The sequence below is a fragment of the Pseudoalteromonas sp. PS5 genome (genome assembly GCF_004103255.1).
Classification (GTDB): Bacteria; Pseudomonadota; Gammaproteobacteria; order Enterobacterales; family Alteromonadaceae; genus Pseudoalteromonas; species Pseudoalteromonas peptidolytica.
Genome location: NZ_RCSQ01000071.1, coordinates 25,544 through 50,292 on the forward strand (window position 1 = coordinate 25,544; position 24,749 = coordinate 50,292).

21 protein-coding genes are annotated in these 24,749 nt (G+C 42.8%); 7 read left to right on the forward strand and 14 right to left on the reverse strand.

What is annotated here, in order from left to right:
- The first annotated feature begins 145 nt into the window (after positions 1-145).
- Positions 146-1,927: a bifunctional diguanylate cyclase/phosphodiesterase gene (locus D9603_RS09835; protein ID WP_128731170.1), complete on the forward strand. Its 1,782-nt coding sequence runs from the start codon at positions 146-148 to the stop codon at positions 1,925-1,927.
- Between the two features lie 122 nt (positions 1,928-2,049).
- Here the strand turns inward: D9603_RS09835 and D9603_RS09840 are convergent, their stop codons facing one another.
- From D9603_RS09840 to D9603_RS09855, 4 genes are all read right to left on the reverse strand, one after another.
- Positions 2,050-2,673 carry a hypothetical protein gene (locus tag D9603_RS09840; protein ID WP_225740673.1) on the reverse strand — a complete coding sequence of 208 codons (624 nt, stop codon included), beginning with the start codon at positions 2,671-2,673 and terminating at the stop codon, positions 2,050-2,052.
- A 352-nt stretch (positions 2,674-3,025) separates the two neighbouring features.
- The gene (locus D9603_RS09845) at positions 3,026-4,657 is read right to left on the reverse strand and encodes a methyl-accepting chemotaxis protein (protein WP_128731171.1); all 1,632 of its coding nucleotides are present in this window, start codon (positions 4,655-4,657) and stop codon (positions 3,026-3,028) included.
- Positions 4,658-4,782: 125 nt separating this feature from the next.
- Positions 4,783-5,493 carry a 16S rRNA pseudouridine(516) synthase RsuA gene (rsuA, locus tag D9603_RS09850; RefSeq protein ID WP_170178641.1) on the reverse strand — a complete coding sequence of 237 codons (711 nt, stop codon included), beginning with the start codon at positions 5,491-5,493 and terminating at the stop codon, positions 4,783-4,785.
- A 23-nt stretch (positions 5,494-5,516) separates the two neighbouring features.
- Positions 5,517-5,846 (reverse strand): 5-carboxymethyl-2-hydroxymuconate Delta-isomerase, encoded by a 330-nt coding sequence (locus tag D9603_RS09855; protein WP_125252120.1) that lies wholly within the window; start codon positions 5,844-5,846, stop codon positions 5,517-5,519.
- 81 nt (positions 5,847-5,927) lie between these two features.
- Here D9603_RS09855 and D9603_RS09860 point away from each other — a divergent pair, with 81 nt between their 5' ends.
- The 5 genes from D9603_RS09860 (at position 5,928) to D9603_RS09880 (ending at position 10,502) form a co-directional block, all read left to right on the forward strand.
- Positions 5,928-6,716 (forward strand): hypothetical protein, encoded by a 789-nt coding sequence (locus D9603_RS09860; protein ID WP_128731172.1) that lies wholly within the window; start codon positions 5,928-5,930, stop codon positions 6,714-6,716.
- The gene (locus D9603_RS09865) at positions 6,700-7,323 is read left to right on the forward strand and encodes a LysE family transporter (RefSeq protein ID WP_128731173.1); all 624 of its coding nucleotides are present in this window, start codon (positions 6,700-6,702) and stop codon (positions 7,321-7,323) included. Before D9603_RS09860 ends, D9603_RS09865 begins: the two co-directional genes overlap by 17 nt.
- Positions 7,323-7,835 carry a gamma-glutamylcyclotransferase family protein gene (locus tag D9603_RS09870; RefSeq protein ID WP_128731174.1) on the forward strand — a complete coding sequence of 171 codons (513 nt, stop codon included), beginning with the start codon at positions 7,323-7,325 and terminating at the stop codon, positions 7,833-7,835. The genes D9603_RS09865 and D9603_RS09870 overlap by 1 nt, the downstream gene beginning before the upstream one ends.
- Positions 7,836-7,892: 57 nt before the next feature.
- Complete coding sequence (locus D9603_RS09875) at positions 7,893-9,467, forward strand: serine hydrolase (protein WP_128731175.1); 1,575 nt, start codon at positions 7,893-7,895, stop codon at positions 9,465-9,467.
- Between the two features lie 105 nt (positions 9,468-9,572).
- Positions 9,573-10,502, forward strand: coding sequence for a histone deacetylase family protein (locus tag D9603_RS09880; RefSeq protein WP_128731176.1), 930 nt, complete (start codon positions 9,573-9,575; stop codon positions 10,500-10,502).
- Here the strand turns inward: D9603_RS09880 and D9603_RS09885 are convergent.
- Positions 10,494-10,787, reverse strand: a complete 294-nt coding sequence (locus tag D9603_RS09885) for a DUF4144 family protein (protein WP_128731177.1) — start codon at positions 10,785-10,787, stop codon at positions 10,494-10,496. The two genes, D9603_RS09880 and D9603_RS09885, sit on opposite strands and share 9 nt — an antisense overlap.
- A 76-nt stretch (positions 10,788-10,863) precedes the next feature.
- On the opposite strand from D9603_RS09885, the gene D9603_RS09890 reads away from it, so the two are divergent.
- The gene (locus D9603_RS09890) at positions 10,864-13,380 is read left to right on the forward strand and encodes an EAL domain-containing protein (protein WP_125252113.1); all 2,517 of its coding nucleotides are present in this window, start codon (positions 10,864-10,866) and stop codon (positions 13,378-13,380) included.
- Here the strand turns inward: D9603_RS09890 and D9603_RS09895 are convergent.
- From D9603_RS09895 to dnaG, 9 genes are all read right to left on the reverse strand, one after another.
- Positions 13,353-14,174, reverse strand: a complete 822-nt coding sequence (locus D9603_RS09895) for a DUF2797 domain-containing protein (RefSeq protein WP_125252112.1) — start codon at positions 14,172-14,174, stop codon at positions 13,353-13,355. The two genes, D9603_RS09890 and D9603_RS09895, sit on opposite strands and share 28 nt — an antisense overlap.
- 113 nt (positions 14,175-14,287) lie before the next feature.
- Positions 14,288-15,571: a phosphoribosylamine--glycine ligase gene (gene purD / locus D9603_RS09900; RefSeq protein ID WP_128731178.1), complete on the reverse strand. Its 1,284-nt coding sequence runs from the start codon at positions 15,569-15,571 to the stop codon at positions 14,288-14,290.
- Positions 15,572-15,586: 15 nt separating this feature from the next.
- Entirely contained in the window at positions 15,587-16,423 is an 837-nt protein-coding gene (locus D9603_RS09905; RefSeq protein ID WP_128731179.1) for a class I SAM-dependent methyltransferase, read from the reverse strand.
- A 100-nt stretch (positions 16,424-16,523) separates the two neighbouring features.
- On the reverse strand, positions 16,524-18,110 hold the full coding sequence (gene purH, locus D9603_RS09910; RefSeq protein WP_128731180.1) for a bifunctional phosphoribosylaminoimidazolecarboxamide formyltransferase/IMP cyclohydrolase: 1,587 nt from the start codon (positions 18,108-18,110) through the stop codon (positions 16,524-16,526).
- 211 nt (positions 18,111-18,321) lie between these two features.
- Positions 18,322-18,612: a DNA-binding transcriptional regulator Fis gene (fis, locus tag D9603_RS09915; protein ID WP_010374122.1), complete on the reverse strand. Its 291-nt coding sequence runs from the start codon at positions 18,610-18,612 to the stop codon at positions 18,322-18,324.
- A gap of 44 nt (positions 18,613-18,656) precedes the next feature.
- Positions 18,657-19,622, reverse strand: coding sequence for a tRNA dihydrouridine synthase DusB (dusB, locus tag D9603_RS09920; RefSeq protein ID WP_125252108.1), 966 nt, complete (start codon positions 19,620-19,622; stop codon positions 18,657-18,659).
- Positions 19,623-19,945: 323 nt separating this feature from the next.
- A complete protein-coding gene (gene prmA / locus D9603_RS09925; RefSeq protein WP_125252107.1) occupies positions 19,946-20,818 on the reverse strand; it encodes a 50S ribosomal protein L11 methyltransferase in 873 nt (290 codons plus the stop codon).
- A 74-nt stretch (positions 20,819-20,892) separates the two neighbouring features.
- Positions 20,893-22,743 (reverse strand): RNA polymerase sigma factor RpoD, encoded by a 1,851-nt coding sequence (gene rpoD / locus D9603_RS09930; RefSeq protein ID WP_128731181.1) that lies wholly within the window; start codon positions 22,741-22,743, stop codon positions 20,893-20,895.
- A 121-nt stretch (positions 22,744-22,864) separates the two neighbouring features.
- Positions 22,865-24,604: a DNA primase gene (gene dnaG, locus D9603_RS09935; RefSeq protein ID WP_128731182.1), complete on the reverse strand. Its 1,740-nt coding sequence runs from the start codon at positions 24,602-24,604 to the stop codon at positions 22,865-22,867.
- Positions 24,605-24,749: the final 145 nt, after the last annotated feature.

Below are 24,749 nucleotides of genomic sequence, written 5' to 3' on the forward strand. Positions count from 1 at the left end.
CGACACTACCTTGTCTTAATACTCACCCAATTTAAAGGTGAAGTAAATTCAACTTTAAATTGGGTACATTTCACCCGATTGACATGTAACTGTCATACACAGTTGCTACCGTGCGCGATTATGTTTTTACAGTGAGCCTGATCCTGTGAAGTCTTCGCGCACGATACTACTCAATACAATAATAAAAGAAAAAGCGATATCTACACTTTTTCAGCCCATCTATGATCTTGCGAGGTGTCAAATTTTAGGATTTGAAGCGCTAAGCCGTGGTATTCCGGGTTCATCACTGGAGTCTCCAGATAAATTGTTTGCAATCGCAAGTCAGCAAGAGCGATTATCTGAGCTAGAAATTATCTGTCGTGATAGTGCGATTAAGCAGTTCGTGTCGCACAACTTACCCGGTAAATTATTTTTAAATGTTAGTCCCAAAGCGTTACTAGATCCTTCCCACCCCAAAGGTGAAACACGTCACCTCACGGAAATTTACGGGCTTGACCCAAAACGTGTTGTAATTGAAGTCACAGAACAAGATAAAGTAGATGATGCACATTTGTTGCTATCCACTATTACACATTATCGAGAGCTTGGATTTCAAATTGCAATTGACGATTTGGGAGCTGGGTATTCGGGACTAAGAAAGTGGTCAGAGCTATGTCCTGATTACGTTAAGGTCGATCGGTATTTTATCGATCATTGCGATCAGAGTGTAGTGAAAAGAGAGTTCTTGAAGTCGATAATAGAGTTGGCAAAAGCCACCAGCACTAAAGTGATTGCAGAGGGAATTGAGCGAGCTGAAGAACTAAAGCTAATTGAACAGTTGGGTATTGTTAATGCACAGGGCTTTTTACTTGCTAAACCTGAAATGAAACCGCCTACTGAGCTTGAGGTGTTTAAGTCACTACACTCAGATCCGTCGGCTGTATCTGGGCGGTTCGAGCAGTCTATGGCTATCGGTTGGCTGGCCAAAGATATTAATGCTATCCATGAGTGTACACAATGTATTGATGCACATAGGTTATTTGAGCAAGATCGAAACTTGGCTAGCATCGCGGTTGTGAATGATGTGAGAGAGCCGACAGGGTTGCTACATCGAGATCAATTAACAGAAGTTTTTGCAGCACCTTATGGTCACGCGCTATTTGACAAAAAGTCAGTGATTAAATTAATGGACAAGCAGCCTCTGGTGGTTGATGAACAGCAAGAGCTTGACTCCGTCAGCAAGCAAATTACCGATCACGAATTTGATATTCGTCGCCATATTATTATCACCAGAAATGGCTGTTATCTTGGCTTAGCGCCGCTTAGAGACATACTAAAGCACATTACTGAGGAAAAAATACGTCATGCTCAGCATGCTAATCCATTAACCATGCTACCTGGTAACGTCGCGATTAACGAAGCGATAGAGCAAAGACTGCGTTCGAATCATGACTTTTCTTTGGCTTATATTGATTTAAACCATTTTAAACAGTTTAACGATTTATATGGGTACGCCAGCGGTGACAGTGTCATTAAGCTTTTAGCTGAGGTGACCATGGATGTTTGTGCCCACAGCCCAAGTTTTGTAGGTCACATAGGGGGGGATGACTTTATGGTGGTATTTGATAATCATGATGCGCAAGCACTATGTCATGAGATTATTGCTGAGTTTGAAACTAAATCCACAGCTTTTTTTACCCCTGAGCATGTCAACGCGGGAGGCTATTGGGCAACAAACCGCGAAGGACAAAAGCAGTTTGTACCATTATTGACTTTATCAATCGGTTTAGTGCGTCCAGATCTACAGCACTGCTTTAACTCCCATCAAGTGGCGGCATTGGCAACTGATGCAAAAAAAGAAGCTAAACGATACCGAAACAGTTACTTATTCGTTTGTAATCGACGCAAACCCACTGTGTCGACGGTTCGGCTCGAAAATGCAGGGTAATAATAGCGTAAGCATACGACGACTTCATAATACTCTTTATCTTTGATAACAAAACGCTATATAAGGGAAAAATATCACTGAAGGAGTAGCAAACTTAGTGCTTTGCTACTCCTATTAGGTGTCTAGCGCTTTTTACGCAGACTGGGGAGGGCGTAGTCATATTCTTCTTTGTAGGTAATTGCGGCTAAAATAAGCAATATTAGACAATTAGCACTATAAATTAAGTACCCGCTAACATCAAAACTATAAAAGAAAATGGTCATTTCGACGCCTTTGGCATTTCTAAAATAATTTTCAATTAAGGCTGCGAAGCTCATAAAAACATTAAAAATCGCCAGCCAAGGCATAATTGCATCGGCAAAGGTGTAGCGTGTTTTTAATTTTGGGAACAGCTTTTTGGTGATCTCGACACGATAAGTCAATGGAAAAACTACCATTAACGCAATTAAAAAGTGAGTTCCAAAAATAAGAGTATTCTGAAGGAGCCGTTGGTCTTTGTCTGAAGAGTCTAAACTAATCAAACCAGACGAAAAAACTGCAGTTTCTAGGGTAAAGGGAACAACTGCTAATAGGGAGAGTGCGCAAATATTAACGTCTTTTAATCGAGCCCCTAAAATAAAGACTGTTAAGACAATAAGCACATAAATAATGTAGAAGTGAAAACGAATGTCATATAAGACTAGGAGACCTACTGCTACAATCGCATAAGGTATCAGTAGGTCTCCTAATGAGAAATTTTTCTTCATAGCACCACACTAGTCTTTGCTAGTTTCTTTTTGTGCGTTAGGGTCGGTTGGTTCGTAAATACCGCCACCAGAAACCTTTTTGCATTCTTTCAAATTTAGCTTTTGCATTACATAGTCCTTATTGAATTTACTTGACGTGCAAGCAATCAAAGTGTTTGAGGTTGATACTCTAATTGCGCTAAACGCAATTTCGGAAAGTCGCCCAGACTACTTAACCGACAATTCCGACCAGTACAAACTTAACACCAAATAAACACAAGGTGAATGAAAAATTAAAGATTTTTTTTAAGTAATAGCCTTGATAAATCAGAATTTGAGCTAGTTTATTAAAAAAAATAATAAATTCATATTGTTATATTCTGAATTTTGCGACCTCAATTTCTAAATTGCTAGAAAGCGCTTTAATGGTATCAGTTGCTTTGTGGGCTTTTTCTGAAACGCTAGCAGTTTGAGACGCAGTATCTGATATTGTGACGACTCGCTGCGCCGTATCTTCACCTGCACTGAGCTGTTCTTGCGCGGCTTGTGCTATTTGATGACTCATATGTAAAATAGATTTTAAAGAATCGGCGACTTGAACTAGTGCTTTAGAGGCATCAGAAGACATGCTAACGGTCTTTTCACTGGTTGCAATACTAAGATTTACCGAGGCTTTTGCATCTTGTGTTGCGCTTTGCAGCTTGGTGATCATATTGCGAATTTCTTCGGTACTGGTTTGTGTTCGTTGTGCAAGCTGTCTGACCTCATCAGCAACTACGGCAAAGCCTCGCCCTTGTTCACCCGCTCTTGCAGCCTCTATGGCAGCGTTTAGTGCCAGCAAATTAGTTTGTTCAGCAATGGATTGAATAACGGTTAGGACGTTCGCTATATTTGATACTTCTTCGTCGAGTACTTGGATGTTATTACCAGCGCTGTCAATTTGCTGCTCTAATAATGCAATCTCTTGCGCGGCTTGAGCTGTGAGTTTATCCGCTGCATTTCCTTGGCGTTCAGCCTCTTGTACTGAGCCTGCTGCTTGTTGAGCATGTTCAACAACGGCTTGAGCTGATGCAGTAAGCTCAGTAATTGCAGAAGCAACCATTTGCGTTTCTGAACTGAGGCTATGGGTGAGCTGCTCCAATTGAATTGAACGTGATTCACTGTCTGACGTTTGAGTCTGCAATGCGCAACTTGCTTGTTTTAACCCTTCAACGACTCCCTTTAGGCCGTCTTGCATGTAAGCCATTGCGGCTAAAATACTATAGTCTTTACAGCTAGCGGTATTAATAGGTGTGGTGAGGTTTCCTCTAGAAACATGCTTTACAATGGTCAATACATCGTTTATTTCTGCCCCCAACTTTTGACTCAAAGACAAACCAAACCGTGCTAGCGCCGTGGTCAGTATAATTGCCACTACTAAAGACAATGCAACTAACCAGATAGCAGTATCCCAATAGCGTTCATTGACTTCTTTGTAACTTATTCCGGTGCCAACATACCAGCCAAACCGAGGTGTTTTCTGAACTACCGAGGTAAGATCGACAATTTCACCGTCCCGTAATGATGTCCAATGATAAGTAATGATCTGATCAACCTCATTACCCACCAGGCGCTTGACCATACCACCTATGCTCTTTCCTGAAGCATCCCTAAAATCGTTAAAGCTAGTGCCATGAAGCTGAGGATCATGGGGGGTTGCAACAAAATCCATTTTTTCATTAACAACATAAACGTATTCAGAGTCGTGATATTTGTTCTCCCGTAGGACCTGAATTGCCATTTTTTTGGCTTGTTGTTCGGTCAATATGTTCTGTTGTGCAAAATGTTCAAATTGTTTCACTATGTTAACCGTACTTTTCATCAGCTGATTGATGCGAGCAATATTATCGCTCTCACTGGCATGGCGTAGTGCTTGAAGACCAACAAAGGCGACGGCAAGCAAAGAAACAAATATTGCCGCTGCAAAGGTAATTATTTTTGCTCTAAGTGTGAAATTGGAAAACACAGGATAGCCCCCTAAAAATACTCTATTAAATGATTTAGCATGTTTAGGGGGAAGTTGTAAGTGGGTTAATGTGCTATACGGACTATTTCGAGATGATATTTACTCATACACCGGAAATTTGAGAGTTAATTTGCATTAATTATGCTAATTTCTTCATCGGTGAGTGGGCGGTATTCACCCTCTGCAAGCGTTGGATCAAGTGTGATACCAGCTATATTTTCCCGATGTAGTTCAACAACTTGATTACCTACAGCGGCAAGCATTCGCTTAACCTGGTGGTATTTTCCTTCACAAATAGACAAGCGTAATGCGTATTTATCTATTTGCTCTGTTTTTGCCGGTAACGTAGCTTGTTTTTCGCCATGAAGTTCAACACCTTGCTCGAGCTGGATCAAAGCTGTGTCGGTCAATTCATCACGACTTTCTAAAACATAAGTTTTAAACTTTTGCTTTTTAGGGGAGGTAATTTGATGTGACCAATCTCCATCGTTGGTGAGCAATACTAAACCAGTTGTGTCGATATCTAACCTACCTGCCACATGAAAATCTTTTAAGTTAGGCTCATCGAGCAAGTCAAAGACTGTTGGGTGTAACTCATCGCTATTTGCACATACATAGCCCTTAGGCTTATTGAGCATAAAATAGCGTAAGCCAAGGTACTGTAGGTGAACACCTGCAAACGTTATATGATCTGCTAAGGTAACTTGGATATCGCCTTTTTTGACGACGTTACCATTGACGGTAACTAGACCTTTTTTAATATTGATTTTGACCTTACTGCGAGGCATTTCAGCAATATGGCTCAAAAACTTCTCTAACCTACATGGAAATTTCATAGTTAAATAGCTCGAATAATAAATTAGTTTTTGCGATAGATTTCAGGTAATAAATCGTAACAATGTACGCTCAGCGCAAACTGTTTGGATACTTTAGCTTGCAACAGTGTTAACGCCCCTTCGGTAAGCGCCTGCTTTTGCTCTATTGTTCTACCCGCCATTAAATGGATCTGTAAATGAATAAATCCTTGTTTGCCATCACCTAGTTGAAAATGCTCGAATGACATTGCACGTGTTTTAACAGAAGCTGGATCGAAAAGACCACACGCACAAGCGAATTGCTGTACTTGTGATACTAAGGCTTCGGTTTCTATTGGTAAATTATCCGAATGTTCGAGAATAAAGTGAGGCATGTGAAACTCCATGTTTTTGCATTAGTCGTAGAGTTTATGCTATTTATCTGGGGTTATTCCACAAAAGAGTGAATTATTAGCATGCTGTCCTTATTTAAATTCTCCCCGTTACTCAGTGAAGAAGAAACTCAGTGGTTGGTCGATACCTTTATTTGGGCATTTGAACACTTTGATGGAGAATACTTTTTAAGCGACACGCAGATTATTACACCGACCCCACACTTTTTCCCCGACCCTGTTTCGAGTATTGAAGAAATGGCTGCTGTTGTTTTTTCCCGAGTAAAGTCATATGCAGGTTTACAAAAATGGCCAATTCATCTGGTATCGCCAGCACAAATGCAAACGACGCATATGGCAAAATTGCAGGTAGCTGGGCGGTGGCGTGGTGATCAAGCTGTCATTTCAGAGGCTTCAACTCCGATAGCGGTGTCTTATAATCCGAATCAAATTAATCAGCCACAGGATCTTGTTGCGAGCCTAGCTGGGGTGCTAGCAAAGGTACTGATTTTACAGCGGGGAGTATTACCGCCGGGAGGGCAGGAACAGCTGGATGCCGCAAGTGATGTGCTTGCCGGTTTTTTTGGTTTTGGCGTGATGGTTTCTAATACGGTGTATCACTTTAGGGGAGGGTGTGGCTCTTGTTATAATCAGTACGCAAATCGTCAGGCAGCACTGACTGAGCAGCAAAGCATATTCGTCCACGCCTTGGTGTGCCATTTTAAAGGTGCAAAGGATGGTCATAAACATCTCAAACCACATTTGGTCGGCCAGTTTAAAAAAGCCAAGAAGCAAATTAAGATGATGATGGATAGCTCTGAGCGTATAGACTTACTTGCTTTACAGGAACATGTTCATGCCCGCTTATCTTGATGAATTTATCATAATCGCGCTTGCTCACTTTTTTGCAGTAGCAAGCCCAGGTCCTGATTTTGCGATAGTGCTCAAGCAAAGTGTACAGCAAGGTAGAGCAAATGCGCTTTGGACAAGTTTTGGGGTTGGCTTGGGTATTTTAGTACATGTCAGTTATTGCTTATTGGGCGTAGCGTTACTGCTATCTCAATCTGAAACCTTGTTCACAGCAGTAAAATATATAGCCGCGCTATATCTGGCTTATCTTGGTGTCCAAGCGTTGCGATATGCAAAACCCAGTTCAGAGCACGAAAATATGACTGAGCACACTGTTACTGAGTCTAATTGGAGTGCGTTGAAGCGTGGCTTTTTAGTTAATGCGCTGAACCCAAAGGCGACGCTGTTCTTTTTATCGCTTTTTACTTTGGTCATAGAGCCAAGTACTCCAAGTAGTGTGCAGCTGTTTTATGGCATATACATGGCGTTGGCAACTTGGTTATGGTTCTCTTTACTGGCTGTTATTTTATCAAAAAAAAATGTCAGGCACTTTTTTCAGCTAGCTGGACATTGGTTTGATCGCGGGATCGGTGTGATCATGTTATTACTCGCAATAAGGCTGGTGGTGTAATGAATGACAAAAACATAATTAATTTTAGCTTTGGTTCGAATATGTCCACGGCTCGGTTATTATCACGATTGCCTGAAGCTGAGCTATTGGGAACTGGCGTGCTAAACGGGTATCGGTTGACCTTTGATATGTTAAGTACAGATGGCTCAGCAAAGTGCAATATCGTGCCATGCTCAGGACTTAACAGTCGAGTTTATGGGGTGTTATACACGCTGAACCTGCAAGAGAAACGACGTTTGGATGAAATTGAAGGCGAGCGCTATGACTGCCGCAGTGTACCTGTCGTAATGCAAAATGGTAGCGTTGTGGAGGCTTGGTGCTACATTGCCAATACCTTTATTGATGATGAGTTGCCTTTTGATTGGTATGTTCAGCACGTACTTGAAGGGAGCAAAGAACATCACTTTCCATCTGAATATCAAAACGTTATATTACAGCAGCCCCATAGGATTGATGAAAATAAAGATAGACAAAAACAAGAGTTAGCGATTTATCAGTCACGCTGCGATTAATATAAAGTTCACGCTCGCACTTAAATGGCTGAGCTGTAATAAATCCAAGGAATAGTAATGAAAATAAAACAATGGCTCATCACAACTGGTTTGGTTGCTGTAAGTATACTGACACCGCCTGCTAGTGCAGCTGTAAATTTACAAGATGTGGAAAGTGCCGTCGAAGAAGCGATGAAGCGGTTCAATATACCGGGTTTAGCGATAGGTATTGTTGAAGATGGCAAAGTTGTGATGACCAAAGGCTTTGGGGTCACACATTTACACAAGCCTGCTAACGTCAACGCTGATACGCTTTTTGGGATCGCATCTAATACCAAAGCTTTTACTGCCGCAGCACTGGCAATGTTGGTTGATCAGGGAAAATTAAGCTGGGATGATAAAGTTGTTCAGCATATTCCTGAGTTTAAGCTTTACGATAGCTATGTCACTCGAGAAATGACCATTCGCGACTTATTAAGTCACCGCAGCGGGTTAGGTTTAGGGGCCGGAGATTTAATGATCTGGCCTGATACAGATAAAACCATGCCTGAACTACTTGCTGGTATCTCACACCTTAAACCAGATTCCAGCTTTCGCAGTCAATACGCCTACAACAATCTCATGTTTGTGGTAGCCGGTGAAGTTGTCAGTCGAGTGAGTGGTAAAAACTGGCGCGACTTTGTTGAGCAAGAAATGTTCAATAAATTGGAGATGGATGATTCCAAAGCTGGGTTTTCTCGGATCCCATCAGATAACATGAACTGGGCAACGGGACATATTCCTATGTCGGGTAAATTGACGCCATTTTTTGTTAACTATCTTGAAGATTTTCGAGGGGCGGGTGCCATTGCGTCCAATGTCGATGATATGACAAAGTGGCTACAAACTCAGTTAGCTGGTGGGCAGCTGCCATCCGGCGAGCAATTATTTTCAGCTGCTCAGCAAGTACAAATGTGGCACCCTCATATAACACGAATACCTGCCAAAAAAGCGGCATCATTTTATCACCAGCAGTTTAGAGGTTACGGCTTAGGCTGGGCGATTGAAGATTATTTCGGTTATAAAAAAGTAGGCCACGGCGGCGGTATTTTAGGCATGGTCTCTCAGGTTGCAATGATCCCGGAGAAGAAGCTGGGTGTTGTTGTGCTGTCAAATCAGCAAAAGTATGCTGCGTTATCAGCGATTATTAATGAAGTATTTGAGGATGCCCTAGGGTTAGAAGATAAAGATTGGGTCAACCTTATTGCTGATGACTATTTTAAAGCTCAGCAAGAAAAGTACGCAAAAGCAGGCATTGCCAAAGTAACGGCGCCGCAGCCATCATTGCCGTTGCAAAATTACACCGGAACTTTGGTAAGCTCATGGTACGGTGATGTGATAATAGAGCAACTTGATAATGTACTGCGAATTGATTTTACGCACACTAAACGGCTAAAAGGAAAGCTTGAGCATCTCAGTGGCAATACTTTTGTGGTACGCTGGGATGAGCCGTTACTTGAGGCTGACGCCTATATCAACTTTACTATTAATAAATCACAACGCGTAGAGTCAGCTGAAATGGAATTTGTAAACCCTCAAATCACCGATTTTAGTTTTGATTTTCACAACCTTGAATTAAAGGCTAAGGCTAAGGCTGCGCCTGCAGCGCATTAGGATATACCAAAGTATCAAAGCCACTAAGAGGTGGCTTTGATATAGTCAAAAGGAGCAATGACTGGACTCAACAGAGTCATACACTAAGCGAGGATGTATTCTACGATGCGTACTGCAATTATCACCCACCCTTATTGCCGCAAGCATAAAATGACAGAGGAACATCCCGAATGTCCGGCCAGATTAGATGCGATATCGGATAGGCTACTGGCCTCTGGATTAGATATAGCCGTAGAACATAAAGCCGCAATTAAAGCTGACACCTCGCATTATGCCTTGGTGCATGATCAAGCCATGATTAAAGAGGTGATAGACAAGATCCCGAGTGAAGGACTGGCGTCATTAGACGGTGATACATGGCTGTGCCCTGACTCGCTAAAAGCAATTGAGCGTGCTGTTGGTGCTGGAATATTAGCGGTAGACGAAGTTATTGCTGGTAATCTCGATGCCGCATTTTGCGCGGTAAGGCCGCCAGGACACCATGCTAATCAAAGTACTTCCTCTGGGTTCTGTGTCTTTAATAATGTCGCCATTGCTGCGGCTTACGCAAAAGCCAAGGGGGTTGAGCGGATTGCAATTTTAGATATTGATGTGCACCATGGCAATGGTACTCAAGATATTTTCAAAGACGATCCTAGCATTCTGTTTTGTTCACTATTTCAGTATCCATTCTATCCTAATACCGCGATTGAAAACCATCAAAGCTTAATTAACTCTCCATTGGCAGCAGGTGCTGATGGCAATGATTTAAAAGCATTATTTCAACAGCAGTGGCTACCAAAACTAGAAACATTTAGACCACAGCTTATCTTTATTAGTGCCGGATTTGATGGCCATCTTGAAGATGATATGGGAGGACTAAAACTAGTTGAGCAGGACTATCAATGGTTTACTGAACAAGTTGTTGCGTTAGCAAAATCACAACACTGCTTAGGTATTATCTCCTACTTAGAAGGTGGATACGATCTGTCTTCACTTGGCCGTAGTGCCGTGACGCACATCAAAGCGTTAGTAGAAGAGGGTGAATTACTTTAGTAACGCAAAAGCTTGCTGAACACTCTGCAATTGTATTTTACTAACACAACATTGTCCTTCGTCAATAAGGTACTGTTGCACTAAACTGGTTAAATCAGGCAGCTCTATGGTATCAACCACATGCCCCTGTAAATTGGTACAACTGCCATTCGATGCGATAACGACGGCATTGCTCTTGGTGGCGTCATCAAGCATATGAATAGAGTCTGATAGCGCTTTATCATCCTCAATAAGCTCTATACTTTGGTCTAATACCAGTAGGATTGGATAATTTTTTATCGTCATTATTTGTTCAAGGTCAAGTTATCAACAGCGACGCTCAGTATACTTCAAATTGGAATAATATTGCGAGAGTGTGCTTATGGTTGGTGATTCACGTCAGTTACAGATCAAAGAAGTATTTACCAATAGCTTGTTATGTTGCGATGAGCAAACGAGTCTTCATGATGCGGTTGCACAAATGCAAGCAAACCGAGTGAGTTCTATTTTTGTTACTCGTGCTGATGATATTATCGGTATTTGGACTGAGTCCGATTGCGTTAAGCTCGACTTTAATGATCCAAATTTTGCTCAAGTGCCTATCAAATCTGTGATGACCTCTCCGGTACAAAAAATTCAGATAGATAAGACATTGAGCGAAGCCACTGTTAAGTTTCATCAGCTGGGGATCCGCCATCTATTAGTCATTGACCTTGATAATATTCCTTGTGGTGTGGTGTCGTTGTCGGATATTGTTCGCAGCCAAGGACTAGACCATTACCTGCACTTTCGGCCAATTGAGCAACACTTTGATTCAAATATTGTCGTGTTAGACAGCCAGGATTGCGTTTCTGATGTGATTAGTAGTATGTGTGAATTAAAGCTCACTGCGGTGCTGGTATATAATCATGCTTTACATGAATATGGGATCATCACCCAACGAGATATTGCCTACATCATTCTCAACCCCGATTGGCGTCAACCATGTTGGAATTTGGCAAGTTACCCGATGCTGGCAATGACCCCAAAGGATAGTTTATTTGATGCCTACCGCATGATGACGGTAAATTCTATTCGGCATTTAGTTGTCACTTGCCCCGAATCTCAAAAAGTTATTGGCTTATTAGCACTGAAGAATGTACTAACTGAAATTGAAACTGCGTATTGCAGTGAATTAGAGAAGGTATTGGTGCAGCGAGATATTGCACTGCAAAAATCTGAGAAGAATTTATACCTTGCCAATCGTATCATTGATGCCTCTTTGGATGGCATCATGATCACCAAAAGTTCGGGCGAAATTATTCAGATCAATCCGGCATTCAGTGCGCTAACCGGTTATAAAGATTACGAAGTGCTTGGCAAAAATCCCAGTATATTAAGCTCTGGCTTACATGATGAATCTTACTACCAGAGTATGTGGCAAACGCTCAGGGAAACAGGGGTATGGCAAGGCGAGATATGCAATCGTAAAAAGAGCGGTGAAATCTATGTTGAATGGCTCACGATTATTGAGATCAGAGAGCCTTACAGTGACGACATGCTCTACGCCGCCATTTTTAGCGATATTACGGAGCGAAAAAATGCAGAAGAAAAAATTGCTCGTTTGGCTTATTTTGATGAATTGACCGGGTTGCCTAATCGTCGCTTATTCTACGATAGACTTTCTATGGCGTTGGCATCCGCACACCGCTACAAGCAAAAGCTTAGCGTGATGTTTATAGATTTAGACCGCTTTAAGGAAGTGAACGACTCTCTTGGCCACAGCGCTGGAGATGAGTTATTAGTACAGGTTAGTGAGCGGATAAAGTCTATTTTGAATGAAGGGGACACGCTGGCGCGACTTGGTGGTGATGAATTTGTCGTGTTACTGAGCGAAGTGAACGGTATGTCGGAGGTCATTGAGTTTGCAGATCAAATCTTAATGGCGTTGTCGCACCCTTTTCAACTTGGTGATATGCAGGTCGCTGCGACGGCCTCGATGGGGGCGGCTATTTACCCCGAGGATGGCCATGATACCGAAACTTTATTGAAGCATGCCGATGTTGCTATGTATCGCTCCAAAGAAGTCGGGCGTAATTCCTTCCAGTTATTCGAAGCGTCGATGAATGCACGTTCATTTGAGCGTTTATCTATGCTCAGTCGTTTTCAAAACGCCTTGGAAAATGATGAGTTTGAGCTGCATTTTCAGCCATTGCAATGTTTAACTAGCAGTCGCATCTCCAGTGTTGAGTGTTTGCTACGCTGGCGTGACCCAAACTTGGGCGTTATATCACCGGCCCAGTTTATTCCACTGGCAGAAGAGCTTGGGCTAATAATCCGTCTTGACCAATGGGTAATAGATAAGGCTTGCCAGCACTTAGCTAAATGGCAACAAGCTGGAATGGAGATAAGGCGCTTAGCGATTAACATTTCGGCGTCACATGTCACTCAGGGGGATCTTTATCAATGTGTCGCCCAAGCATTAAAAAAACACAATGTCGAAGGGAAGTATTTGGAGTTAGAGCTCACTGAGAATAGCTTTATTGGTAATTTATTGGAGGCGAAATACACCTTGAAAAAGCTCAAAGAGCTTGGTGTAAAGCTAGCAATTGATGATTTTGGCACTGGTTATTCCGCATTGAGCTACTTAGCTAAACTCCCTATAGATATACTCAAAATTGATGCTAGCTTTATTGCAAAAGTGCCTGATGAGTATGGTAATAGTGAGATTGTTGCGGCAATTGTTGCTATGGCTAAAGCACTTAATTTACAAGTTGTTGCAGAGGGAGTAGAAAAGCCAGTACAAAAGCGTTATCTACGTAAGCTAGGCTGTCATACTATTCAGGGATATGTCTTCTGTAAACCGCTTACAGAAGACGACTGGCAGGCGTTTTACTCGTCAGAGAAGGTGATCTCGTAGGAGCTAAACTTACGGATGTTGATCACGCCGTTATCAAAAAGCAGGTACTGACCTTTGATCCCCTCAAGTACACCAGATACCACGGGATCCTTGTCAAAGTTAAATGAAGTGATTTTGCTCGGATGTTGCTCCACAGGGAAAGTGAGGTCGACCACCTCTTCATCTAGCACTTCAATAGCTGTCGCGCCAAAGAGTTCGGCCAGCTCATCGAGTTTGGTTTGGATCTGTGGAATAAGCTTAGCGGCTTCTGCCTTGAGGTCTACTTCAGGGTTGATCCCTTTGAGCATATTACGCCAATTAGTTTTATCAGCAATAAACTGCGCCAGTGCTACTTCCACTAACCCTGACTGATGACGGGTCTGCACTTTAAAAATCGGTAATGCTTGCGTCGCGCCTTGATCTATCCAGCGCGTTGGTATTTGTGTATGGCGAGTAATCCCAACCTTTAGTCCTGAAGTATTCGCTAAATAGACATAGTGTGGGATCATACAGTTTTCTTCCCCCCACTTTGGCTCTCTACAGGTGCCTTGATCGAAGTGGCAAGTTTCAGGCTTCATAATACACATGTCGCAGCTTGCGAGCTTTTTCATGCACACATAGCAGTGCCCTTGGGAATAACTCTTTTTGGTTTTTTTACCACAATTACTACAAAATATATTGCCAGTGAAGGTAAGCGTGATGGGTTTTCCGAAGTAATCATTAAGTGATACTAAGTTATCCCCAACCGGTAATTGATATTGAATAGGTTCAACAAGCGTAGATTTTAACTTGCTGAGTGTACCTTGTACTTGCATCTTTGCCCCTAAAAATGCTCATAAAAGGGTAGGATACCATAGCAAATCAAGGTGAACGAAGTACATAAACTAAAAAGGCCAGCAATAGCTGGCCTAGCAAAGCTTAACGTGAATTAGCTTTCGCGTGCGATCGCGCGATATGCAATGTCGGTACGGTATTCCACACCTTCCCAGTGAATATCTTTCACTAGAGAGTAGGCACGTTTTTGTGCTTCAGTTACCGTATGTCCAAGTGCGGTTGCACATAGAACTCGACCACCAGCAGTCACAACGTGTTCGCCATCTTGTTTAGTACCGGCATGGAATACTTTTTCACCTTCAGGATAACTTACCTGTAGGCCTGATATAGCATCTCCTTTCGGGTAACTACCAGGATACCCTTTAGCAGCAAGTACAACGCCAACCGCAGCTCGTGGATCGAATTCAATTGCTGTTTGATCCAGTTCTTCTCGGTTAGCCGCCTCAATCAGCTCAACTAAATCTGATTGAAGACGTAACATAATTGGTTGTGTTTCTGGGTCGCCAAAGCGGCAGTTATACTCGATAACTTTGGGAGTGCCGTCAGCTGTGATCATCAAACCAGCGTAAAGAAAGCCTGTATATGGGTGACCTTCTTTTGCCATCCCTTCAACCGTCGGGTTGATCACTTCAGCCATGATACGATCATGAATGTCCGGTGTGACCACCGGCGCTGGAGAGTAGGCTCCCATACCACCGGTATTTGGACCTTTATCGCCGTCATAGGCGCGTTTATGATCTTGGCTGGTGGCAAAAGGGAGTACATTTTTACCGTCAACCATGACGATAAAAGAGGCCTCTTCACCTTCTAAAAACTCCTCGATAACAACGCGACTACCGGCTTCACCAAAGGCATTACCCGCCAGCATATCGCGAATAGCTTCTTCCGCCTCCGCTTCGGTCATAGCCACGATGACTCCTTTACCAGCAGCAAGGCCATCAGCCTTGACAACAATAGGTGCGCCTTGTGCCTTTAAGTAAGCAAGCGCAGGCTCTATCTCTTCAAAAGTCTGATATGCCGCTGTTGGAATGTGGTGGCGTGCTAAAAAGTCCTTAGTGAACGACTTTGAGCCTTCCAGTTGTGCTGCCGCTTGTGTCGGGCCAAAAATAGCTAGGCCTTCTTCACGGAATCGGTCAACAACACCAATAACTAATGGCGCTTCAGGACCAACAATAGTCAATTGCACATTGTTTTCTTTAGCAAATGCGACCAAAGCATCGATATCTTCAACACCGATAGCAACATTTTCAAGCTTAGGTTCAAGCGCTGTACCTGCGTTACCAGGTGCGACAAAAACAGTTTTTACAGATGGATTTTGTGCGGCTTTGAATGCAAGCGCGTGCTCACGTCCACCGCTGCCAATGACGAGTACATTCATGGCGAAATTTTCCTATTAAAGCTTTTTGAATTTTAAGGTCATGCGGTCGCTTTCTCCAATCGCTTTATATTGCGCGGCTTTCTCATCACCAAGCGCCAAGCGTGGAGGTAGCGTCCATACCCCTTTAGGATGGTTTGCACTATCCAATGGGTTTGCGTTAATTTCACTACTTGCAATCAGCTCAAATCCAGCCTTTTTGGCTATATCGATAACATAACTTTGCTTCATGTAACCAGAAGACTTTTGGTCTTCAGTATCACGGTGCTCTGGTAGACGGTGTTCAACTACACCTAAAATACCACCAGGTTTCAGGGCTTTGTTAAAAGCATTGAATGCGCTAAGCACACCTTCATCACCTTTACCCATGTACCAGTTATGGACATTACGGAAGGTTAGTACCACATCGGCGCTGCCTGCTGGTGCAATATTACTATGTGTAATTGGTGCAAACTCGGTGATCTTAACTTCACTGTAATCTGGGTTGGTTGCCACTTTTTCTTGGTAGCTTTTTAATGAACGTTGATAGTAACCAACATCTGAATCAGCAGGGAAATGCGCTGCGTAGTATGTGCCTTTGCCTTGAACAAGAGGTGCTAAGATTTCGCTATACCAACCACCGCCTGGGGCAATCTCTACCACAGTCATAGCAGGTTCAATACCAAAAAAAGCAAGCGTTTCACTTGGGTTTCTATATTGATCGCGAGCTGTGTTTTTCTCTGCACGATTGTCGTTGGCAACGGCTGTTGCAATTGCGCTTGGTACTGCTTGGTTTGAGTTTGATTCTGTCGCGTTACAGCCTACAAGAGTCGTAAACACGGCAGCAGCGATAAGAGGTTTCATACTTAGATTCATCGTTAGTTTCCTTCATTCTGTTATGATCATGCTGTAGCCAGAATACTGGAAATTAGCTGAAACAAAAAGCGCGAAACTCATCAGTTTCGCGCTTTATTGATTAATGGCGGAAGTGGCGCATTCCGGTGAATACCATGGCCATTCCCGCTTCATCTGCGGCGGCTATCACTTCTTCGTCACGCATAGAGCCACCCGGTTGGATAACTGCGGTAATACCCGCAGCGGCGGCGGCGTCTATACCATCGCGGAATGGGAAAAAAGCATCAGATGCCATCACTGAACCAGGTACTTCTAAGTTCTCATCTGCGGCTTTGATCCCAGCTATCTTAGCTGAGTAAACGCGACTCATTTGACCTGCACCTACACCGATTGTCATACCGTCACGGGCATAAACAATCGCATTTGACTTAACAAACTTAGCGACTTTCCAGCAGAATAATAGATCTTTTAGCTCTTGTTCGGTCGGTTGGCGTTTTGAAACTACCTTCAGGTCTTCCAAGCCAACCATGCCTTGATCACGATCTTGTACTAAGATACCACCATTAACACGTTTGATGTCAGTGCCTGTGGTCTTAGTAGACCATTGGCCGCATTCAAGCAGGCGAACATTTTTCTTTGCAGCAACAATTTGCGCTGCTTCTTCTGAAATACTTGGGGCAATAATTACTTCAACAAATTGACGAGCAACAATCGCTTCTGCTGTGTCACCATCCAACTCACGGTTGAATGCGATGATGCCACCGAAAGCAGAGGTTGGGTCGGTTTTAAAGGCGCGGTCATAGGCTGCCAAGATTGTCTCATCTACAGCAACTCCACAAGGATTTGCATGTTTTACGATAACACAAGCTGGTTTATCAAACTCTTTCACACACTCAAGTGCGGCATCGGTATCTGCGATATTATTGTAAGATAGTGCCTTACCTTGCAGCTGCTTAGCGGTTGCTACAGATGCTTCTTCGATATTGTTCTCAACATAGAAAGCGGCATCTTGGTGAGAGTTTTCACCGTAGCGCATATCTTGTTTCTTCGTGAACTGCATATTGATAGTACGTGGGAATTTAGTCTCTTCAGAGGCTTCCTCAGTATAATCAGGAACCATTTTGCCGAAGTAGTTTGCAATCATACCGTCATACTGGGCGGTATGCTCATAGGCGGCAATAGCAAGGTCAAAACGCGTCTTGTATGTTGTAGAGCCTGTGTTAGCCTTCATTTCTTCAATGATTCGGCCATAGTCACTCGCATTGACAACAATGGTTACGTCTTTGTGGTTCTTAGCTGCAGCGCGAACCATAGTCGGGCCACCAATATCTATGTTTTCGATTGCATCTTCTAGGCTACAGTCAGCTTTCGCAACAGTTTGTGCGAAGGGGTATAAGTTGACTACTACCATATCGATTGCTGAGATATTGTTTTCGGTCATTATGTCTTCATCTTGACCGCGACGTCCGAGAATACCGCCATGCACTTTAGGGTGAAGCGTTTTCACGCGACCATCCATGATCTCTGGGTGGCCTGTGTAATCAGATACTTCTGTTACTTTAATGCCATTTTCTGCAAGTAGTTTGCAAGTACCGCCAGTTGATAGAATTTCCACGCCTTGAGCTTCTAAAGCTGCTGCAAATTCAACGATACCGGTTTTATCTGACACGCTTAGAAGGGCGCGACGAATTGGACGATGTATATCCATGATGGTTCAGGTTTCCTCAATGATTAGTTAAGGGCTAGCTTAGAAAGCCGGTATTTTAGCGCATTATTGTTAAGATGACGATGTTAAAAGGCGAGTTAAATATGAGAAAAGTGCGACATGCAAAGGATAAATGTCCGCTAGCTGCTGAATTTTATACAATAAAAAAGCACCAAAAGGTGCTTTTTTATCAACTAAATTTTACTAACAGTGCTTAGTTCATGCCGTATTTTTTTAGCTTCTTGCGAAGTGTGCCACGGTTGATACCTAAAAGGATCGCTGCACGAGTCTGGTTACCACGAGTATAAGTCATAACCTCTTCAAGTAGAGGTGCTTCAAGCTCAGAAAGAACTAACTCATAAACGTCTTGTACGTCTTGACCATTAAGCTGCTTTAGGTAGTGATGTACAGCTTTTTTAACTGCATCGCGCAAAGGTTGCGGTTTCTCTTGTGACTGAACATGAGCGTTAGTAATAAATGGAGAAGTCACATTTTGTTCGAACATCGTTATGTCTCTTTCTTAGTTAGCTTGCAGGGCAAAAAATATATTTACCCTAATGTTTCAAAATAGTCTTCTAATGCCTCGATTTGCGCCTCAGGCGCTTCAAGAGCATTGAATACTCGCCTAAATTGACCTTCTTGGTCATGGGCTTGCAAATACCAAGATACATGTTTGCGTGCGATGCGCGCTCCCATTGGTTCACCATAGAACTGATGGAGGTTAACTAAGTGTTCCATCAAAATTGCTCGAACCTCTGCTATTTCAGGCTCGGGCAAGTGTTCACCGGTTTTCAAATAGTGGTCTATCTCTCGGAAAATCCAAGGGCGACCTTGGGCGGCTCGACCAATCATAATGGCATCTGCACCCGTGTATTCCAGTACCTGTTTCGCTTTCTCTGGTGACGTGATATCACCATTGGCAACCACAGGGATTGATACTGAACGTTTAATTTCTCTGATCGTAGCGTATTCTGCATCGCCCTTATACATACATGCTCTTGTGCGACCATGTACTGCTAGCGAAGCAATGCCACGACGTTCAGCGATGCGAGCAATCTCAACGCCGTTACGGTTGTCTGTGTCCCACCCTGTACGGATTTTTAACGACACGGGAACCTTTACGGCAGCCACCACCGCAGAGATGATTTCATCTACCAGCTTGGGGTGTTGCAATAGCGCTGAGCCTGCAAGCTTTTTGTTCACTTTCTTTGCGGGGCAGCCCATATTTATATCTATGATCTGCGCACCATTGGCGACATTAAATTGTGCTGCTTGCGCCATCAGCTCTGGATCCGCTCCTGCGATTTGCACCGAGCGAATGCCAGATTCACCACTGTGATCCATGCGATTTTGCGATTTATCGGTTTTCCACACTTTAGGATTTGAAGACAACATTTCAGATACCGCAAGTCCTGCACCTAGACGCCGACACAGTTGTCTGAACGGTCTGTCAGTGATGCCCGCCATGGGTGCTACGATAAGATTGTTTTCAAGTTGGTATGGACCAATACGCACTACAGTTTAATCCGCCTTTCCTCAAGGGGCGCTAAGTTTACGGTTTTTTTTGCAAAAATCAAAGGTTATAAATTGAACATAATTGCTTTTTTTTTGAACTTTATGGGTTGACTTTTGATAACAAGCTGAGAGTTAGGAAAAATCGGCTGAAATTTAACCTAAAAACAATTTTTACTCTAATATGAGTTTAAATAATAAGCTGTAAAAAATGAGTAAAGCCTGTTAATTACAGGCTTTAGCAGTTAAAAGTTACTAACTTTATGAACAGCGAGTGTGCAGGTAAGCGGTGTTGACTTAGCTAACGTAAGCCAGTTCTTACCTTGTTACTTTTTAACCCCACTAACTCGAGTCCATTCTCCTTCTTGAGCAATGTCATCTAAGTGGATAAAGGGGGCGTATACATCTGCCACAGACTGAGCTTGCTCCTCTAAAATACCAGACATGGCAATCGCGCCTTCATTGCCTAAGAAGCCAAGAATAATCTCATGGAGCTCTCTTAAAGGCTGTGCAAGAATGTTAGCGACTACAATATCAGCACTAAAATCAGGCTGGTTTTCTGGTAAGTAGACTTCCAGTTGCTCTTCTACACCATTGCGCTTTGCATTTTCACGACTCGCAACCAGAGCTTGAGGGTCTATATCAATACCAATCACGCGCTCTGCGCCAAGTTTTATCGCTGCAATGCCTAAAATGCCTGAGCCGCAGCCAAAATCGACGACGGTTTTACCGCTGAGATCTTGTTGTTCGAGCCACTTGAGGCAAAGTGCGGTGGTGGCATGTGTCCCTGTACCAAATGCAAGACCAGGATCTAGTAGTACATTTACAGCGCTAGGATCAGGTATGTCGCGCCAACTAGGGCAAATCCATAATCTTTCACCAAACTTAATAGGGTGGAAGTTATCCATCCATTCACGTTCCCAGTCTTTGTCTTCTAGCTGCTCAAGTTTATAATTTAGTGGCTTATCGTGTTGTGATTGCAGGTAATCGACGACAGCCTGCATATCATGGTTGGCTTCAAATAACCCAATGACGGTTGTTTCTGGCCATAAAATTACCTCACCTGGTTTTGGCTCATAAACCGGGTTATTTTTACTATCCATAAATGTCACAGAAGGGCAGCCAATATCCATTAGCATATCGCTTAGGGCATCAGCGTCGGCCTTATCGGCATAAATTCGAATTTGGATCCAAGCCATGTTTGTATACCTATTTAATCCAATTAGTATAAAAAAGGCCGCTTGATAGCGGCCTTAATCTTATTTGCTACTTCTTAGCCTTTAACGTCTAGGAAGCTCTTTAATAGATCAGAACGAGAAGGGTGGCGAAGCTTACGAAGTGCTTTTGCTTCAATCTGACGAATACGCTCACGGGTTACGTCAAACTGTTTACCTACTTCTTCTAATGTGTGGTCGGTGTTCATATCAATACCGAAACGCATACGCAGTACTTTTGCTTCACGTGCTGTTAGTCCCGCAAGTACCTCGTTGGTTGCACCACGAAGACTTTCCATTGTCGCCGAATCAATCGGTGATTCAATAGTGGTATCTTCGATAAAGTCACCAAGATGCGAATCTTCATCATCACCAATTGGTGTTTCCATTGAGATAGGCTCTTTTGCGATCTTCAGTACTTTACGGATCTTATCTTCAGGCATTACCATACGTTCCGCCAATTCTTCAGGACTAGGTTCACGACCCATTTCCTGGAGCATTTGACGTGAAATACGATTCAGCTTATTGATGGTTTCAATCATATGCACTGGGATACGGATTGTTCTAGCCTGATCCGCGATAGAGCGCGTAATGGCCTGACGGATCCACCAAGTTGCATAAGTTGAAAACTTATAACCACGACGGTATTCGAACTTATCAACCGCTTTCATTAGACCAATGTTACCCTCTTGGATCAAATCCAAGAATTGTAAACCACGGTTGGTATACTTTTTCGCGATTGAAATTACAAGACGCAAGTTTGCTTCAACCATTTCTTTCTTGGCACGACGGGCTTTGGCCTCACCAATACTCATGCGGCGGTTGATATCTTTAATACGCTCTATGCTTAATCCAGTGCTTTCTTCAAACACCTTTAACTTATTTACACAACGCTCGATTTCTGGCTTCACTTCAGCTAATTTTGCTGAGTGCTTTTCTCCGGATGCGATTTCCGCATCAATCCAAGCGGTGTCAGTTTCATTGTTAGCAAAATGCTTAACGAATGTTTTCTTTGGTACTTTTGCTATTTGAACCGCTTGTTTCATGATGATACGTTCTTGAACACGTACTTTATCCATCATGTCACGCATGTTATTTACCATGCGGTCAAATTGCTTAGGAACTAGTTTGAAAGTACGGAAATGATCACCAATCTCCTGAATTGCAGCTTGTGCATCAGGATGTGAACGGCCTTTACCTTCAAATATTTCACGAGCATTATTGTAAAGTGTACGAAGATGCTCAAAATGTTCACGTGCTTCTTCAGGATCTGGCCCTGTATCTGCATCATCTGAGTCTTCATCGTCGTCATCAACATCATCGTCTTCGTCGTCTAAGTCTTCATCGCTTAGCTCTGAACCGATGTGTGTTGCTGAAATAGGTGCTTCATCTTCTTCGATAGCATTAGGATCAAAAAAGCCAGAAACAATGTCGCTTAAGCGCATTTCTTCAGCTTCGTATTTATCCCATTGCTCCAAAAGGTAAGTAATAGCTTCAGGGTATTCTGCAACAGAAATCTGTACCTGATTGATCCCTTCTTCAATACGCTTGGCGATTTGGATCTCGCCTTCACGTGTTAGAAGCTCAACAGTACCCATTTCACGCATATACATACGAACAGGGTCAGTTGTGCGGCCGATTTCTTTTTCTACTGTCGCTAGTGCCGCAGCTGCTGCTTCAGCAGCATCCTCATCTGTTGTGGTTTCTTGCATCATCAACTCGTCAGCATCAGGCGCATTTTCAGAGACCTGAATACCCATATCGTTGATCATGCTGATGATATCTTCTACTTGATCTGAGTCTATGATGTCTTGTGGAAGATGATCGTTAACTTCTGCAAAAGTTAAATAACCTTGCTCTTTACCTTTCTGAATCAGAAGTTTGAGTTGTGACTGAGGAGATTGATCCATAGAGAAATTTGCTTCCACTCTGAAAAGTTGATACAACAGGCGCCAGCTAATTAACAGCTAAATTTTGATGACGCAGTGAATAGAACATTATAGCACCGAAAATTACTATTGACTAGAACTTCTACCGTTTAAGCGCTTGCATTAATAGCGCACACTCGAGTCGTTCATCATTACTCAAACCTTCGGTTTTCTCTTTTATAAATAGGGTCTCAAGGCGATAATTTAAACACTGGTCTTCAATAAACTGAAAAGTATTTTTAAATTCATCAGCTAACCTATCTTCAGCAACCCCATGCTGCCAAACTGCAAGCTTTTTCAAAGCATCAAATTCTGACTGCTCTCTGTAATGTTCAAGCAGTTGAGCCGTATTGATCGCTGGATTTTGATGACACAAAGATTGTAGGCCGAGTAAGAGTTGAATACCCGGGATCGACATTTCCGCCAGTTCAGGCATATATTCTACACTTTGTGCCAGATTTGGGTGTTGTAGTAAAAGGCCTATGGCTCTTCGCATTGGCGTTACTTTAAATTGTCGCTCAATCTTATTTTGATGTTTGTTATTCGCTAATTTTGCACTGAGTTGCTCTCGAGTTCGACCAATTAATCGCGCCAAGGTATTCAATAGTGTTTCTTGGTAGTACTCACTGGGAATTTTATTTATCAGTGGGATCGCATCTGTGAGTAATTTGGATTTGCCTGCATCATTTGTTAAATCACATTGCTCGCGTAGTTTGGTAAATAAGACTTGTGTATAATCAGTTGCCTTATCTAATCGTGCTTCAAATGCTTCTTTACCCTCTTGTTGAACTAATGAATCAGGATCTTCACCATCTGGTAAAAACACAAACTGGAGTGATTTACCATCTTTGAGGTTAGGTAAAGCATGCTCTAGTGCTCGCCATGCCGCATCACGTCCAGCTCTGTCACCATCGTAACAACAGATAACTTTATCTGTATTTCGAAAGAGGGTTTGCATATGCTCGGCTGTCGTTGCTGTGCCAAGCGCTGCGACGGCATAGTCAATGCCCTTTTCAGCTAATGCAACGACGTCCATATAGCCTTCAACAATCAATACTTTGTCTAATTGTTTATGTGCTTGCTTGGCTTCATAAAAGCCGTACAGCTCAAAGCTTTTATGAAAAATACGGGTCTCAGGGGAGTTTAGATACTTAGGTCCTTGTTCCGCTCCCATTATTCTGCCGCCAAATGCGACAACTCGGCCTCGTTTGTCGCGGATTGGAAACATTAGTCGATCACGGAAAAAGTCGAACTGACGGCCTGCGGATTTTTCAGAGGCCAGCTTAAGGTCAAGCAGCTGTTGTTTATGTTCTGGTTTTCGTGCAATTTGATTACACAAGGATTCCCACTCAGGTGGGGCGTAACCTATCATAAATTTTTGTACAACTTCGCCACTTAAACCACGGCCTTTCACATAATCAATAACCTGCGAGGCATTTTTATGGTGTTTGAGCTGGTGTTGATAAAATTTGGCAGCCTGTAGCATTAAGTCATAATCTGACTTTTTTTCGGCCATTGAACGTTGCGGCCCTTGTGGGGCATTTTCTCTTGGAACTTCCAAATTTAAGAGCGCAGCAAGCTCTTCAATGGCGTCTACAAACTCAAGTTTGTCATACTCCATCAAAAAAGAAATTGCGTTGCCGTTAGCTCCACAGCCGAAGCAGTGATAAAACTGTTTATCTCGCGATACCGTGAACGATGGTGTTTTTTCATTATGAAAAGGGCAGCAAGCTTGATAGTCTTTTCCGGCTTTTTTCAATCCCACACGACCGTCTATTAGCTCGACAATATCTGCCCTTGCTAGTAAGTCATCAATAAACTGCCTAGGGATTTTACCTTTCATCTACGTTCCGAAGTTAACCAAGTGATTGGGTTATTATATCAAGTTGCGGCGATAAAAAATCAACTTAATTCAATTGCGGTATGTTATACCAATTAAACTTAATACTTGCTCAATTTGAAGGAATAAATCTGACGCTAACCGCGTT